We start from the raw sequence: 14661 nt of genomic DNA on the forward strand, positions 1-14661 counted from the left end.
GATCAACTCATCCGATCGACTAACAGGGCCAAACCTCAACCCTGCCAGCCCGGCGCATTCTACGCAGATCACTCTGCTTTGCAACCCTTAATTTCCAGCTAACTTATTGATTAACTTGAAGTTTTAAGAGCCTTCCGCGCCGGAAGTGGTGCGCATTATAAGCACCCACAAAAACCCGTCAAGGCATTATTGCGACAACTTTTGCGATTTAACCCTAAAGCCACTAATCAAGCGGTTCAGGCGCGCCAGAACTCCAGGAATGCGCAACGCCATAAGGAACGAGCCAATCACGGCATAAATTAGCCACTCTTCTATATCTGCCCGCACGACCCAGAGCATGTGCAGCAACACCAACGCCAGTACGACATAGACTAGGCGGTGCAGCACCTTCCAGCGCCGACCTAGCCTACGCATGCTCCAGCGATTGGAAGTCAGCGCCAAAGCAAGCAACCCTAGAAAGGCCAGCGCTCCGACGAAGATATAAGGTCGTTTACGCAAGTCGATCAGCAACTGCCCACCATCCAGGCCGAGAACAAATACCGCATAAGCCGATAGATGCAGCACCACATAGGTAAAACACCAAAGGCCCAACTGTCGCCGTACGGCCAGCCACCCACCCCAGCCCCCAAGCCGCTGCAGAGGCGTCATCGCCAAGGTGATCAAAAGCAACGCCAATGCCGCCAAACCCAAGCGATCGACCAGCGCTTTGCCTGGATCGGGACCCAGGGCGAACGCCCAGGCCTGGTACAGCCAGAACAAAGGAAGAATGGGCACAACACAAAAGACCGCTACACGCCAAAGCCGATATCGCATCAGTAATTCGTCCGCAGATCCAAGTTGCTGTAAAGCCCGGCGACTTCGTCATAGCCATTGAATAACCGAGTTGGCATCACGTTCGGGCTGAACAGACCGCTGGGTAACCGCCGCTCATGGGCCTGGGTCCAGCGCGGGTGATCGACCGTCGGATTCACATTGGCATAGAAGCCGTACTCATCAGGCGCAAGTGCTTGCCAGGTGTTTTTCGGTTGCTCGGCCGTCAGCGTGATCCGCACGATCGACTTGATGCTCTTGAACCCGTACTTCCATGGCACCACTAACCGCAACGGCGCGCCGTTCTGCGCCGGGAGTACGCGGCCATACATACCAACGGCGAGAATCGCCAACGGATGCATCGCCTCATCCAAGCGCAAGCCTTCTATATAAGGCCAGTCGATCAACGAGAAGCTGGAGCTCTGCCCTTCCATCTCTTCGCGATCGACGATGGTTTCGAAGCGCACGTACTTAGCGTTCGCCGTCGGCTCGAAACGCTTGAGCACGTCCCCCAGAGAAAACCCCAACCAGGGAATCACCATCGACCACGCCTCCACGCAGCGCAGACGATAGATGCGCTCCTCAAGCTGCTGCTCTTTGAACAGATCTTCGACCGAATAACGGCCCGGCTTACCCACCTCACCATCCACCATCACAGTCCAGGGTTCGGACTTGAACGCTCCAGCCAGACGCGCCGGATCGCCTTTGTCAGGCCCGAACTCGTAGAAGTTGTTGTAGTGAGTGGCGTCTTTATAGGGCGTGAGGCTTTCATTGCCCGCCGTAACGGCCTGCCATTTCGCCGCCTTCAATTTATCCGCGAACCACCCAGGCGCTTGCGCCGGCTCGACACCCGCATAGAGCGATGCATCCGCCTGAACCGCTTGAGGCAACGCCAACACAGCGGCAACGCCACCAGCGGCAGCAAAGAATGAACGACGAGAGAGGTAAATCGACTCAGGAGTGACGTCGTTTTCACGCGACGCGGAAGCAGAAGGTTTTTTGATCAGCATAAGAACTCCGCGACTATCAGTGACTGATGCGCCAATAGACCGCGGAGCCTGGGGGAAATTACATCACTCGGCAGTTTTACGGCGACGCAGGCGCAACAGGTATTGCACAGGACCAGACGCAGCATAGGCGAGGAATATAAGCAGCAGAATGCGCGGCGGATCGCTGAACACCACGGCGAACACCAACACCACAGCAAGAATTGCCACGAACGGCACGCGACCTTTCAGATCGAGATCCTTGAAGCTGTGGTACTTGATATTGCTGACCATCAACATACCGGCTGCAGCGACCAGCAAGGCCACCACAAACGACATGTTCGAGCCCTGAATACCGAAATCGCTGAACGCCCATACTGTACCCGCCACCACGCCAGCTGCAGCCGGGCTGGCAAGACCGATAAAAAAGCGCTTATCGACGGTACCGATCTGGGTATTGAACCGCGCCAAACGCAGTGCAGCACCCGCCACATAGATGAATGCCACCATCCAACCAACCTTGCCCATGCTGCCCAACGCCCACTCGAAAGCGAGAATCGCTGGTGCCACACCGAAGGCGACCATATCGGACAACGAGTCGTACTCGGCGCCGAATGCACTCTGGGTATTGGTCAGACGGGCAACCCGGCCATCGAGACTATCGAGCACCATGGCAACAAACACTGTTGCCGCTGCCACATAGAAGTTGCCGTTAATGGCATTGATGATCGAGTAAAAGCCGGCGAACAGGTTGGCCGTGGTGAACAGGTTAGGCAGCAGATAGATACCGCGGTGCCGGACTTTGCGCCCTTCGGCGTCATGACCCTCTTCAACATGTTCATCGATTGGCAGCAGGCTCTCTGCATCGGAGCCGTTAGCCGGCTCCTCGGGACGTTCGTTCATGAACAACACCTTGCAACGGTTTGGAAAGTTTTCGACCAGTAGGCCAGTCCGGGGTTCAGCCCGACCCAGCACCTCTGGGCACTGAGGCTTTATACCAGAAGCCTTAGCCTAGAACGAAAAAACGCGGCCGTAGCCGCGTTCTTTCTAGATATCGACAGCCTTAGTTCTTGGCTTTGTCGACGATCTTGTTGGCTGCGATCCACGGCATCATGGAACGCAACTGCTCACCAATGATCTCGATACCGTGGGCGGCGTTGTTACGGCGCTTGGCGGTCATCGATGGGTAGTTGGTGGCACCTTCGCTGATGAACATCTTGGCGTATTCGCCGTCCTGGATGCGCTTCAGAGCGTTGCGCATAGCTTGACGGGATTCGGCGTTGATCACTTCCGGACCGGTCACGTACTCGCCGTACTCGGCGTTGTTGGAGATCGAGTAGTTCATGTTGGCGATACCGCCTTCGTACATGAGGTCAACGATCAGCTTCAGCTCGTGCAGGCACTCGAAGTAGGCCATTTCTGGCGCGTAGCCAGCTTCAACCAGCGTTTCGAAGCCAGCTTTGACCAGCTCAACGGTACCGCCGCACAGAACAGCTTGCTCGCCGAACAGGTCGGTTTCGGTTTCGTCTTTGAAGGTGGTTTCGATGATACCGGTACGGCCACCGCCAACGCCCGAAGCGTAGGACAGAGCAACGTTTTTGGCGTTGCCGGAAGCATCCTGGTAGACAGCGATCAGGTCAGGAATACCGCCGCCTTTTACGAACTCGGTACGTACGGTGTGGCCCGGAGCCTTCGGCGCGATCATGATCACGTCGAGGTCAGCGCGCGGTACGACTTGGTTGTAGTGAATCGCGAAGCCGTGGGAGAAGGCCAGGGTGGCGCCCTTCTTGATGTTCGGCTCGACTTCGTTTTTGTACAGCTGGGACTGGAACTCGTCTGGGGTCAGGATCATGACCAGGTCAGCAGCGGCAACGGCAGCAGGCACGTCAGCCACTTTCAGACCGTGAGCTTCAGCCTTGGCGCGGGTAGCGGAACCTGGACGCAGGCCGACGGTTACGTCTACGCCGGAGTCTTTCAGGTTGCATGCCTGAGCGTGGCCCTGGGAGCCGTAACCGATGATGGCTACTTTTTTGCCCTGGATGATCGAAAGGTCGCAATCTTTATCGTAAAAAACTTTCATGAATTTCCCCTGATTTCTGAGGCCCGCTGGGGCCTCGCGCTAAATGAGTTAGATGCTCAGAACTTTGTCGCCCCGGGCGATGCCGGTGACGCCACTGCGGACAGTTTCCAGAATCGAGCTAGTGCCCACAGCCTGGATGAAACTGTCCAGCTTGTCGCTGGTTCCCGCGAGCTGGATGGTGTAGACGCTGCTGGTCACATCCACGATCTGGCCACGGAAAATATCGGTAGTACGTTTGATCTCGGCACGCTGAGCGCCTGTCGCTTTGACTTTTACCAACATCAGCTCGCGCTCGATATGGGCGCTTTCCGACAGATTCACCAGCTTGACCACTTCGATCAGCTTGTTGAGGTTTTTGGTGATCTGCTCGATCACTTCATCATGGCCAACGGTGGTCAAGGTCAGACGCGACAGAGTCGGGTCTTCGGTTGGCGCTACGGTCAGGCTTTCGATGTTGTAGTTACGCTGGGAGAACAGCCCCACAACACGGGACAACGCGCCCGGTTCGTTTTCCAGAAGCAGAGAGATGATATGTCGCATGATTATGTCCGCTCCGTCTTGCTGAGCCACATGTCACGCATGGAGCCGTCTTTGATCTGCATCGGATAAACGTGCTCGCTGGTATCGACCTGGATATCGAGGAACACCAGACGATCTTTCATCGCGAACGCTTCGGCCATCTTCGGCTTCAGGTCTTTCAGATCGGTGATCTTCATACCCACGTGGCCATAAGCTTCGACCAATTTGACGAAATCTGGCAACGACTCCATGTAGGAGTGCGAGTGACGACCGCTGTAGCTCATGTCCTGCCACTGGCGAACCATGCCCAGTACACCGTTGTTCAGGTTGACGATCTTCACCGGCAAGCCGTACTGCAGGCAGGTGGACAGTTCCTGAATGTTCATCTGAATGCTGCCTTCGCCGGTTACGCAGGCAACGTCGTCATCCGGGAAGCTCAGCTTGACGCCCATGGCCGCCGGGAAACCGAAACCCATGGTGCCCAGGCCGCCGGAGTTGATCCAACGGTTAGGCTTGTTGAAGCGGTAGTACTGTGCAGCGAACATTTGATGCTGACCCACGTCGGAAGTCACAAAGGCGTTGCCGCCAGTTACTTCACTCAGGGTCTCGATCACGGTCTGTGGCTTGATGATGGAACCGTCACCCTTTTCGTAGGGGAACAGATCGCCACCGGCACGCCACTCATCAACCTGTTTCCACCAGCTGGCCACCGCATCTTTGTTCGGGGTTTCGCCGATTTCCTTGAGGATTGCGACCATCTCGGTCAGCACGCTATCCACCGGGCCAACGATAGGCACGTCGGCCTTGATGGTCTTGGAGATAGAAGCCGGGTCGATATCGATATGGATGATCTTGGCGTTCGGGCAGAACTTCGAGGCACCGTTGATAACACGGTCATCGAAGCGCGCGCCGACGGCGAGAATCACGTCCGCATGGTGCATCGCCAGGTTGGCGGTGTAGCTGCCGTGCATACCCAGCATGCCGACAAACTGGCGATCGGTACCTGGGAAACCACCCAGGCCCATCAGGGTGTTGGTCACTGGCAGATTGAGCATTTTCGCCAGCTCGGTGAGCGGCTCGGCGGCATTGCCCATGATCACGCCACCACCGGAGTACAGAACCGGGCGCTTGGCGGCCAGCAGCATTTCGGCCGCTTTGCGAATCTGCCCGGAATGGCCACGTACGGCAGGGCTGTAAGAGCGCAGCTTGGCTTTCTTCGGGTAGACGTATTCGAACTTTTCAGCCGGGTTGGTCATGTCTTTCGGGATATCGACCACAACCGGGCCTGGGCGGCCGGACTGAGCGATATAGAAAGCCTTCTTCATGACTTCCGGGATTTCCGAAGCGTGCTTGATCATAAAGCTGTGCTTCACGATCGGCCGGGAGATACCGATCATGTCGGTTTCCTGGAACGCATCGGTGCCCACCATGGTGCTCGGCACCTGGCCGGACAGAATGACCATGGGGATCGAGTCCATGTAGGCCGTAGCGATACCGGTAATGGCGTTGGTCGCACCAGGACCCGAGGTCACCAGTACGACACCAGCCTTGCCGGTTGCTCGAGCGTAACCGTCAGCCATATGGGTTGCGGCTTGCTCGTGACGAACCAGGATGTGATTCACTTCCGGTTCTTTGAACAGGGCATCGTAAATATGCAGAAGAGCACCACCTGGGTACCCGTAGATATTCTTAACGCCTTCGTCACGCAAAAAGCGGACGACCATTTCAGCGCCAGATAAAAGCTCCACGTTGTTCACCTCTAAAACGCTTAGAGAACCGCTCACAAACGAACGGGTCCGAATAGGTTTACCGCCAAGCAGAGCATGAGCGACGGTGGTCGCCGACTACGCCAGCTACTACTTGAGCAAGTATTGGGAACGCCCCTAAGTGTTTCGGGGTTTTCCCACCCAGCGCGAGGTAACGCGTTGCGGGTGTAACAGGTCGGCACGGGTATGCGCCTCATGTCTGCTGAGCTAAAGCCTGCTTGCGGCCGACTCCACTACAGCGAACGTCGAATTGTTCGGATTCAGGGCACTCAAGTCAAGTCATCCGTTGTGCTTTCTTCGATTTGCAGCTGTGACATGGCGCAGGGTGACGAGTGGCTGGATTTGGTTATAGTTAGCAGCAAGTTCCGCCGCTAATCAGAAGGACACAGCATGCGACGCATGATTATCACCGGCAGCCTGCTGCTTGCCTTGAGCGCCACCGCCTCGGCCAGCCAGGTTTTTAAATGGGTCGATGCACAGGGTAATACCCACTTCGGTGCCCAACCGCCGCAAGGTCAGGACGCCACCCCGATCAATACCGGTGTCGCCCAACCCAAGCCGGCCCCACAGCCGCTCCCTACCCTGCCAACGTCGGGTTCGGCCGACGATCCGGCGCAAAAGGCCATCGATGAGAAGGTCAAGAAAGAAGTCGCTGAGCGCGAAGAGCAGAGGCAGAAGTACTGCGAAGGCACTCGGACAAATCTGGCCCAGTTGCAGAACAACCCGCGCCTGTCGGCCGAAGTGAATGGCGAAACCCGTCGCCTTACGGAAGAAGAACGCCAGACCAGAATCGCCGAAAGCCAGAAAGGTATCGCCGAAAACTGCAAGTGATCGAAGCGCGCAACCTGGCGTTGCGCGTCGCTTCATCCAGCTAATTCAGGCCTTGGCGGCGCCAATCAAGCCGTCAAACTCCCCCAGCAACACCAACAGCCCCTTGGCCTTGCCGAGGTTGGCGCTGTAGACCATTTCCGCCATCGGCCGAATGCCGGACACCGATGGCAACGGTTGCCCGCTTTCGATGATCAGCTTCATACGCGGCACAAAGATCCACTGCAGCCACTCCTCGAACGCCAGGCTATCGACGCAGAATGGCTCGACACTGGCCAGCGCCTCGGCCGAAGGCGGGGTTGCCGACCACCAGCCCTGTGCGCGCAACTCGCGCTCGATCAGCAGCAGATGATCGGCCAGCGCGGGCAGACGCCGATCCATCAAAGGTTTACCTGAGCCCGTTGGCGCGCCTGTGCGGCACCGGAGGCATTGCCTTGTTTTTCCCGAGCCTGGGCAATCAGCCCCCAAAGGCTGGCCTGCAAGGTGGGACGGCCGCTGGCATAGGTCAGACCGCGCTGTGCCACCTGTTCCGCCTGAGCGGCGTCGCCCTGGGCCAGACGCACTTGCGCCAGGCGGTAAAGCACCTGTGGTTCGCTGGGGGCAATACGCTGGGCACGCTCCAGACTCGACGAAGCGCCATTCAGATCACCGCTGCTCTGCTGTTGCTGCGCGGTGGTCAACAGGGCCAGCACCGGGCCGTCCAGTTGCTCATCGGCAGCCAGACCGCCCGCCGACGGAATACCGCTCGGCGCCGTCGGCGCGTTATAGGTGCTGGCGGCTCCCGGTGTAATCGGCCCCGTAGTGATCGGCCCGGGGGTAATACCGCCCGGGGTAATGGGCGAACTACCCACTGCCGAGCCACCGGCCGGATAGGTCTGAATAGGCGTCGCCACCTTACCTTGACCCGGCACCATCACCACCACGCCGGAATCCTGCGGCACCGCCTGGCTTTGCGACTGAGCCGGTGCTTGGGCGTAGCCGCCGGTGGAGGCACGACCATTGGCCGGAGGACGATCATTGGAGAGCGGCGCACCGGAGTCGACGACGGGAATCGAGCCGCGCTGAACGCTGGCACAACCGGTCAGCACGCTGGTGGCCATTAATACGGGAATCAACCACTTATTCACTGAGCACCTCATCACTTAATTCATCCAACCGCGCACCCAGTCCATCACTTCACCGGCAGGCGCCTGCCCACCACATGCGGAGCCGGCTGCCGGCTCGCTGCCGCGAATATACGGCATCTGCACGGCATTCGGGCAGCTCGCATCGGAGCCCTGACCGTTGTTGGCATCGACCCACACCTGCACCACGTTATCCGGCAGTGGCATGTTCAACGGCAGCGGGTCAGCCTGCTTCATAAACCCGGTCCATACCTGCAGCGCCCCGGTGGCACCGGTGAATGGCGTGCCGCCATTGTCATCACGGCCCATCCACACCACGGCCAGCAGGTCCTGGCTGAAACCCGCGAACCAGCTGTCACGCGAGTCGTTACTGGTACCGGTCTTGCCAGCCAGGTTGAGCGAGGACGGCAACTGGCTATAAACCGAACGCCCAGTGCCTTCGCGCATCACTCGCTGCATGGCGTTCTGCACCAGGTAGATGGCACCGGGATCGAAGCGCTGCTGAATCTGGAACGGATAGCGCTTGAGAGGTTCCCCTTCGGCCGTCAACACGCTGCGAATACCGCGAAGCGGAGTGTTGAATCCGCCATTGGCGATGGTCTGGTACATCCCGGCCACTTCGATCGGGCTGAGCGCACCCGCCCCCAGCAGCATCGATGGAAATGCTGGGAACTCACGCGACACACCCAGGCGCTCAAGGGTTTTCAGCACGTTGGGCACGCCCAGCTCAAGGCCGAGTTTGGCGGTCGACAAGTTGTAGGAGTTCGCCAGGCCCTGGTACAGGTAGATGGTGCCGTGGGCCTTGCGATCGTAGTTTTGCGGGGTCCAGACCTGACCATCCTTGCCTTTCACCGAGAACGGCTCGTCTTCCAGCCAACTGGTCAGGGTGTACTGACTTGGACGTTCGAGGGCCGTCAGATAAACCGCCGGTTTAACCAGCGAACCGATTGGCCGCACGGCATCCAGCGCCCGGTTGAAGCCGGCGAAGCGCGGCTGGCGACTGCCCAGCATGGCCTGGATCTCACCGCTTTCCGGATTGGTTACCACCATTGCCGCCTCCACTTCATCCACCCCCTTGCGGCCTTTGAAGCCCGTCAAAGTGGTGCGCAGAGCAGTTTCGGCTTTCTGCTGCAGAATCGGGTCGAAGCTGGTGAAAATCCGCAGGCCTTCTTCGGTCAAGTCTTCGTCGCGGTAGTCCTGACGCAGCTGGCGTTTGACCAGATCGAGGAAGGCTGGGTAGGAACTGTCCGCCATGCTGCCGCGCTTGGTCACGCCCAGGGGCATTTTCTTCGCAGCTTCAGCCTGCTCTACCGTCACCACGTTCTGCGCGGCCAACAGGTCGAGCACCAGGTTGCGGCGCTCGAGGGCCCGATCAGGATTGCGGCGTGGGTTGTAGAAGGTCGGACCTTTCACCATCCCGACCAGCAAGGCCACTTGATGCAGCTTCAGCTCAGCCAAGGGCTGACTGAAAAAGTATTGACTGGCCAGGCCAAAGCCGTGCACCGCACGTTGACCGTCTTGCCCCAGGAACACTTCGTTGAGGTAGGCCTCGAGGATTTCCTGCTTGCTGTAATGCACCTCCAGCAGCACCGCCATCATTGCTTCGGTGGCCTTACGGGTCAGACTGCGCTCGCTGGTCAGGAAGAAGTTCTTCACCAACTGCTGGGTCAGGGTACTGCCGCCTTGGCGCATCTGGCCGGCGCTGGCGTTGACCCAGAAGGCTCGGGCGATGGATTTTGGCGACACACCGAAATGGTGGAAAAACTCGCGGTCTTCCACTGCGACCAGGGTTTCCACCAGGTAAGGCGGCACCTGGTCGAGCTTGATCAGAATGCGGTCTTCGTTGTGCGCCGGATACAGGCCGCCAATCAGCAGCGGCTCCAGGCGCGCGACCGCCAGATCCTGGCCGCTGGCCTGGTTCAGCCCGGCTACGTAATCACCGGAAAATTTGACTCGAATGCGTTGGGCGGGCTCGGCACCTTCATAGAACTGGAAGCCGCGGGTATTCAGGTCGATGGTATTGCCACCCACCACCGCCGCACCAGGGCCGGTCACTGTGGTTTCGCGGCGGTAACCGAGGGCGTCGAGCTCGGTGAGGAAATCGTCCTTGGCCAGCTTCTGACCAACAAACAACTCCAGCGGCCGGGCATACACCTTGGCGGGGATGGTCCAGCGCTTGCCGGAGAATTTCTCCTGCACCACGGCATCCAGGTAGACAGCGAAACCCGCCACCACCACCAGGCCGACAAGACTGAGTTTGAGCAGCCAGCCCAGCCAGGGGCGCATGCCACCAGAACGGGATTTAGGGCGCGAACGAGAGGGGCGAGAAGATCGGGTACGTGTCATGGCGGCGCATTATACGCACTTTGCCTAGGCCAGACAGACGCCTGCCAGCGGTTTGCACACTTGCTCACAGCCGCCATAATGGCGACCTGAATCCTGCCCGTTATTCAAGGAAAGACCGTGAGCCAAACCCTGATTGCTGCCCTGCAGAACCCGGCCCTCTACCCCCATCCGGTGGAGAGTTTCCAGGTCATTGAAACGCACATTTCCTGGGTGGTGTTGACCGGTCCCTTCGCCTACAAAATCAAAAAGCCGGTGAATTTCGGTTTTCTCGACTTCACCGGCCTCGATGACCGCAAGCACTTCTGCAACGAAGAGCTGCGCCTCAACCAGCGCCTGACCGAAGGCCTGTACCTTGAGGTACTGCCGATCACTGGCAGCGCCGAAGCGCCAGAATTGAACGGCAGCGGCGCGGTATTCGAATACGCCTTGAAGATGCGTCAGTTCCCACAAAGCCAGTTGCTGGCCGAAGTGCAGAACCGTGGCGAACTGACCACCGACCATATCGACGCACTGGCCAGCCAGATCGCGCACTTCCATCTCAACGCGCCACGGGTTGCCCCCGAGCACCCGCTGGCCAGCGCCGCGGCCATCATGGCGCCGGTGACACAAAACTTCGAACAGATCCGCCCGATGCTGTCCGAGAAAGCCGACCTGGTGCAACTGGACGCCCTGCAAGCCTGGGCCGAAGCCAGCTTCGAGCGCCTGCAGCCGCTGTTCGAACGTCGCCGCATTGAAGGTTTTATCCGCGAATGCCACGGCGACATTCACTTGGGCAACGCGACCATTCTGGACGGCAAGGTGGTGCTGTTCGACTGCATCGAGTTCAACGAACCGTTCCGCCTGACCGATGTGACCGCCGATGCCGCGTTCCTGGCCATGGACCTTGAAGACCGCAACCTCAAACCACTGGCTCGACGTTTTATCAGCGGCTGGCTGGAGCAGACCGGCGACTACGACGCCCTGGAAATTCTCAATTTCTTCAAAGCCTACCGCGCCATGGTGCGCGGCAAGGTCGGCCTGTTCCGCCTCGGCCAGGAAGAAAACCCGGTGCAACGCGCAGTGATCCTGCGTCAGTACCGCAGCTACGCCACCCTGGCGGAAAGCTACAGCGCCATTCCTTCGCGCTTGCTGGCAATCACCCACGGCGTTTCGGCGGTGGGTAAAAGCCATGTTGCCATGCGCCTGGTGGAGGCCCTCGGCGCTATCCGCCTGCGCTCGGATGTTGAGCGCAAGCGGCTGTTCGGTGAGCAGAAAAGCACTGACCAAGGCCAACTGACTGCCGGCATCTACAGCCAGGACGCCAGCGTCGCCACCTACCAACGCCTGCACCAACTGGCTGACGCCGCGTTGCACGCCGGCTTCCCGGTGGTGATCGACGCCACGTACCTCAAACATGCCCAGCGTCATGCGGCCAGGGATGTCGCCCAGGAAACCGGGGCACCGTTCCTGATTCTGGATTGCCAGGCACCCGAGGCCGTCATCGCCAGCTGGTTGGCACAGCGCCAGGCCGCCGCTCAGGACCCTTCCGATGCAACCCTGGAAGTGGTGCAGGCGCAACAAGCCAGCCGCGAACCGCTGGATGCCGAAGAGCTTGCGCACACCAAACGGGTAGACACCCATGAAAGCGCCAGCCTGGACTCCCTGATCGAGCGCATCCGTCAGCGCCTGCCTGGCCTCTAAGCGCCTCTGCAAAGGCCGCGTCCAGCCAGCGAGCAGAGCTGGACACGGCTTCCTATACTGCCGGTGAACCTCTCACCGGAAACCCGCCATGACCAAGCCGCTGCAACTGGATAGCCCGCTTTACACCCTGCTGCATAACGAAGACATAACCGGCTTCAACGCACTGAAAGCCCAAGGTGGCGATACCAACCTCACCGATGGCGACTTTCGTGGCCTCGACCTGCGCCAGTTGGATGCTGACGGCGTCAACTTCACCAACGGCTATTTCCGCGGTGCCGACCTGCGCGGCCTGGATCTGCGCAGCACACAGATGGAAGGCGCGAGCATTGCCCACGCGCAGATATCCGGAGCGTATTTCCCCGTTGAGCTGAGCGCCGATGAAATTCTGATGTCATTGAATTTCGGCACCCGAATGCGCTACCGGCCGAGTGACAAATGAGTGAAATCTCCCAGCTGTTCGGCGCTCGTGCCGGTGCTTATGCGAGTTTCCGTCCGCACTACCCCGCCGAACTGTTCAGCTGGTTGGCAGCGAACAGCCCCTCTACCGAACGGGCGCTGGATATCGCCTGCGGCTCCGGCCAGGCCAGTCTGCCACTGCTGGAGCATTTCCAGCAGGTCCTGGCCTGCGATGCCAGCCTCGAGCAACTTACCGCCAGCAGTGATCTCGCCGGCATCCAGCGCTTTGCTGCCGATGCTCAGGCGTTACCCTTGGCCAACCAAAGTCTGGATCTGATCATCGTCGCCCAGGCGCTGCACTGGTTTGCCGCGCCGAGCTTTTTCGATGAGGTGCAACGCCTGCTGAAACCACGCGGCCTGTTTTGCGCCTGGTGCTATGGCCTGATGCGTATTGATGAAACGGTCGACCGCGTGATCAATGCCTTTTACTGGCAAACCCTCGGCGGCTACTGGCCTAGCGGGCGTGCCAGTATCGATGAGGGTTACAGCGATATTTCCCGGCCATTTCCAAGCGTAGCCGTGCCCGCATTCGCCATGCAGGCGCGATGGGATTTCGACCACCTGCTGGGCTACTTGCGTACCTGGTCGGCCTGCCAACTCTGGGAGCGAAAAAATGGCCATGATCCGGTCAGCGAAATGGCTGAGGAGCTGCAACAAGCCTGGGGAGATATCAAACAGCCACGTTTTATCAACTGGCCGCTACACTTCCTTGCAGGGTCCCCGCAGCACAAGTAACTGCGGGCTACGCACGGCAGCCAAGGAGGCGCGATGAACGACGAACTGCAACACCTGAAAAACCTGGGGAAAACCTCATCGCAATGGCTGCATGCCGTCGGCATCCATAGCGCCACCGACCTACGCCGCCTGGGGGCAGTGGGTGCCTATCGCGCTGTGCAGGCCCGTGGTTTCAGAGCCTCCAAGGTTTTGCTGTACGCCATTGAGGGCGCATTGCTGGATGTACATTGGAATGAGTTGCCACCGGCCCATAAAGCAGAGTTGAATGGCCAACTTGACGCCATGCCACCCAACAATAAGAGCTAGCTCACATCCTCCACGCTCAACGATTTACGCCAGGGCAGGCGCGCACTATTGTTTCAGGGACGTTCGTGCGTTCTCGTAAGCCCAGCCAGTTCAAGGAATTACTGTATGTACCTACTCGGGGAGCAACCGGCCTACGCCGACCAGCTGATCAACCGACTGCAAGGCATCCCCACGCAACTGCTGGAAGGGCTTGCGCCTTCGGGCACCACACTGCGCCTGGAGCGAACTGACGATCTGGCCCAGGAACTGCCGGGCAACCAGTTGTTTATCATCGAGAATGGTTTGCTGCATGCGTTGGTCGATGAGCGTCCGCTGTTCTACCTGCAGGAGGGCGATCTGTTCGGCCTGCGCCAGGGTATCGAGTTCCCCACCTGCCGTTACAGCAGCGAAGAGCCGCTGAGCCTGGTGCCCTACTCACGCACTGAAGTGTTCAAACATATCTACGCCAGCGAAGTGCGCCTGGAACTGTTCGTGCAGTACCTGATTGGCCACACCGCCCTGCTCTCGGACGCCCTGGCGCGCCTGAAGCAACCGGAGATCCGCCCGGCTACCGGCTTCCAGCACTTTGCTGCGGGTGAAGAACTGATTCACCAGGGCGACGAAGCCGACCACGTATTTATCATCATCGAAGGGCATGCCGAGGCGTATGTCGACGGGCATAAAGTCGGCGATGTACAGAAGGACGAAATCTTCGGTGCCATGGCCGTTTTCACCCGCGAGAAGCGCAGCGCCACCGTATTGGCCAGCGAGCCTTGCACCGTGATGGTGATCCCGAAAGAACAGTTCCTCAGCCTCACCCAAAGCAATCCACGCATCGCCCACAGCCTGATCGAGAGCATGGCGCGCCGCATCGACTTGCTGAACAAGGAAGTCACGCAGCTGCGTCTCCCCTCTGCCGAGTGAGCCGCAAACCCTTACAAAACCCGGCCTGGTGCCGGGTTTTGTGTTTCTGCAGCAGGCGTTTTCGGCAGACGGAAAAAAGATCAGGAAGGGGTGTTGACTTAGAAATGAGAATTGTTATTATT

Annotated in this window: 15 protein-coding genes; 6 read left to right on the forward strand and 9 right to left on the reverse strand. The window is 59.0% G+C overall.

Annotated elements, in window-relative coordinates:
- Positions 1–186: 186 nt before the first annotated feature.
- From msrQ to ACVW0Y_RS11820, 6 genes are all read right to left on the reverse strand, one after another.
- Positions 187–813: a protein-methionine-sulfoxide reductase heme-binding subunit MsrQ gene (gene msrQ, locus ACVW0Y_RS11795; protein ID WP_457438488.1), complete on the reverse strand. Its 627-nt coding sequence runs from the start codon at positions 811–813 to the stop codon at positions 187–189.
- Positions 813–1820 carry a protein-methionine-sulfoxide reductase catalytic subunit MsrP gene (gene msrP, locus ACVW0Y_RS11800; RefSeq protein WP_457438489.1) on the reverse strand — a complete coding sequence of 336 codons (1008 nt, stop codon included), beginning with the start codon at positions 1818–1820 and terminating at the stop codon, positions 813–815. Before msrP ends, msrQ begins: the two co-directional genes overlap by 1 nt.
- 63 nt (positions 1821–1883) lie before the next feature.
- Positions 1884–2699: a CDP-diacylglycerol--serine O-phosphatidyltransferase gene (gene pssA / locus ACVW0Y_RS11805; RefSeq protein ID WP_457438490.1), complete on the reverse strand. Its 816-nt coding sequence runs from the start codon at positions 2697–2699 to the stop codon at positions 1884–1886.
- A gap of 160 nt (positions 2700–2859) precedes the next feature.
- Positions 2860–3876 carry a ketol-acid reductoisomerase gene (ilvC, locus tag ACVW0Y_RS11810; RefSeq protein WP_108099955.1) on the reverse strand — a complete coding sequence of 339 codons (1017 nt, stop codon included), beginning with the start codon at positions 3874–3876 and terminating at the stop codon, positions 2860–2862.
- A gap of 48 nt (positions 3877–3924) precedes the next feature.
- A complete protein-coding gene (ilvN, locus tag ACVW0Y_RS11815; protein WP_108099957.1) occupies positions 3925–4416 on the reverse strand; it encodes an acetolactate synthase small subunit in 492 nt (163 codons plus the stop codon).
- A 2-nt stretch (positions 4417–4418) separates the two neighbouring features.
- Positions 4419–6143 (reverse strand): acetolactate synthase 3 large subunit, encoded by a 1725-nt coding sequence (locus tag ACVW0Y_RS11820; RefSeq protein ID WP_457438493.1) that lies wholly within the window; start codon positions 6141–6143, stop codon positions 4419–4421.
- A gap of 408 nt (positions 6144–6551) precedes the next feature.
- Here ACVW0Y_RS11820 and ACVW0Y_RS11825 point away from each other — a divergent pair, with 408 nt between their 5' ends.
- Positions 6552–6992: a DUF4124 domain-containing protein gene (locus ACVW0Y_RS11825; protein ID WP_457438495.1), complete on the forward strand. Its 441-nt coding sequence runs from the start codon at positions 6552–6554 to the stop codon at positions 6990–6992.
- A 45-nt stretch (positions 6993–7037) separates the two neighbouring features.
- On the opposite strand, the gene ACVW0Y_RS11830 is transcribed toward ACVW0Y_RS11825, so the two are convergent.
- Genes ACVW0Y_RS11830 through mrcB form a run of 3 tightly spaced genes read right to left on the reverse strand, consistent with a single transcriptional unit; the run spans position 7038 to position 10459 of the window.
- Positions 7038–7370 carry a YqcC family protein gene (locus tag ACVW0Y_RS11830; RefSeq protein ID WP_457438496.1) on the reverse strand — a complete coding sequence of 111 codons (333 nt, stop codon included), beginning with the start codon at positions 7368–7370 and terminating at the stop codon, positions 7038–7040.
- Entirely contained in the window at positions 7370–8116 is a 747-nt protein-coding gene (locus ACVW0Y_RS11835; RefSeq protein WP_457438498.1) for a tetratricopeptide repeat protein, read from the reverse strand. The genes ACVW0Y_RS11830 and ACVW0Y_RS11835 overlap by 1 nt, the downstream gene beginning before the upstream one ends.
- 15 nt (positions 8117–8131) lie before the next feature.
- Positions 8132–10459 (reverse strand): penicillin-binding protein 1B, encoded by a 2328-nt coding sequence (mrcB, locus tag ACVW0Y_RS11840; protein ID WP_457438499.1) that lies wholly within the window; start codon positions 10457–10459, stop codon positions 8132–8134.
- A gap of 117 nt (positions 10460–10576) precedes the next feature.
- Here mrcB and ACVW0Y_RS11845 point away from each other — a divergent pair, with 117 nt between their 5' ends.
- The 5 genes from ACVW0Y_RS11845 to ACVW0Y_RS11865 all read left to right on the forward strand — a co-directional run bounded on the left by ACVW0Y_RS11845 (position 10577) and on the right by ACVW0Y_RS11865 (position 14539).
- Positions 10577–12139: a bifunctional aminoglycoside phosphotransferase/ATP-binding protein gene (locus tag ACVW0Y_RS11845; protein ID WP_457438500.1), complete on the forward strand. Its 1563-nt coding sequence runs from the start codon at positions 10577–10579 to the stop codon at positions 12137–12139.
- 88 nt (positions 12140–12227) lie between these two features.
- Positions 12228–12578: a pentapeptide repeat-containing protein gene (locus ACVW0Y_RS11850; RefSeq protein ID WP_457438501.1), complete on the forward strand. Its 351-nt coding sequence runs from the start codon at positions 12228–12230 to the stop codon at positions 12576–12578.
- Positions 12575–13330: a class I SAM-dependent methyltransferase gene (locus ACVW0Y_RS11855; protein ID WP_457438502.1), complete on the forward strand. Its 756-nt coding sequence runs from the start codon at positions 12575–12577 to the stop codon at positions 13328–13330. The genes ACVW0Y_RS11850 and ACVW0Y_RS11855 overlap by 4 nt, the downstream gene beginning before the upstream one ends.
- A 33-nt stretch (positions 13331–13363) precedes the next feature.
- Positions 13364–13636: a TfoX/Sxy family protein gene (locus ACVW0Y_RS11860; protein ID WP_108099972.1), complete on the forward strand. Its 273-nt coding sequence runs from the start codon at positions 13364–13366 to the stop codon at positions 13634–13636.
- Positions 13637–13741: 105 nt separating this feature from the next.
- The gene (locus tag ACVW0Y_RS11865; protein ID WP_457438503.1) at positions 13742–14539 is read left to right on the forward strand and encodes a Crp/Fnr family transcriptional regulator; all 798 of its coding nucleotides are present in this window, start codon (positions 13742–13744) and stop codon (positions 14537–14539) included.
- Positions 14540–14661 lie beyond the last annotated feature (122 nt).

The organism is Pseudomonas sp. TE3786 (genome assembly GCF_054057335.1).

What these genes read in the sequence shown, in the direction of transcription:
- msrQ (WP_457438488.1), bottom strand. Translation starts at nt 813, where the DNA reads ATGCGATATCGGCTTTGGCGTGTAGCGGTCTTTTGTGTTGTGCCCATT.
- msrP (WP_457438489.1), bottom strand. Translation starts at nt 1,820, where the DNA reads ATGCTGATCAAAAAACCTTCTGCTTCCGCGTCGCGTGAAAACGACGTC.
- pssA (WP_457438490.1), bottom strand. Translation starts at nt 2,699, where the DNA reads ATGAACGAACGTCCCGAGGAGCCGGCTAACGGCTCCGATGCAGAGAGC.
- ilvC (WP_108099955.1), bottom strand. Translation starts at nt 3,876, where the DNA reads ATGAAAGTTTTTTACGATAAAGATTGCGACCTTTCGATCATCCAGGGC.
- ilvN (WP_108099957.1), bottom strand. Translation starts at nt 4,416, where the DNA reads ATGCGACATATCATCTCTCTGCTTCTGGAAAACGAACCGGGCGCGTTG.
- ACVW0Y_RS11825 (WP_457438495.1), top strand. Translation starts at nt 6,552, where the DNA reads ATGCGACGCATGATTATCACCGGCAGCCTGCTGCTTGCCTTGAGCGCC.
- ACVW0Y_RS11830 (WP_457438496.1), bottom strand. Translation starts at nt 7,370, where the DNA reads ATGGATCGGCGTCTGCCCGCGCTGGCCGATCATCTGCTGCTGATCGAG.
- mrcB (WP_457438499.1), bottom strand. Translation starts at nt 10,459, where the DNA reads ATGACACGTACCCGATCTTCTCGCCCCTCTCGTTCGCGCCCTAAATCC.
- ACVW0Y_RS11850 (WP_457438501.1), top strand. Translation starts at nt 12,228, where the DNA reads ATGACCAAGCCGCTGCAACTGGATAGCCCGCTTTACACCCTGCTGCAT.
- ACVW0Y_RS11855 (WP_457438502.1), top strand. Translation starts at nt 12,575, where the DNA reads ATGAGTGAAATCTCCCAGCTGTTCGGCGCTCGTGCCGGTGCTTATGCG.
- ACVW0Y_RS11860 (WP_108099972.1), top strand. Translation starts at nt 13,364, where the DNA reads ATGAACGACGAACTGCAACACCTGAAAAACCTGGGGAAAACCTCATCG.
- ACVW0Y_RS11865 (WP_457438503.1), top strand. Translation starts at nt 13,742, where the DNA reads ATGTACCTACTCGGGGAGCAACCGGCCTACGCCGACCAGCTGATCAAC.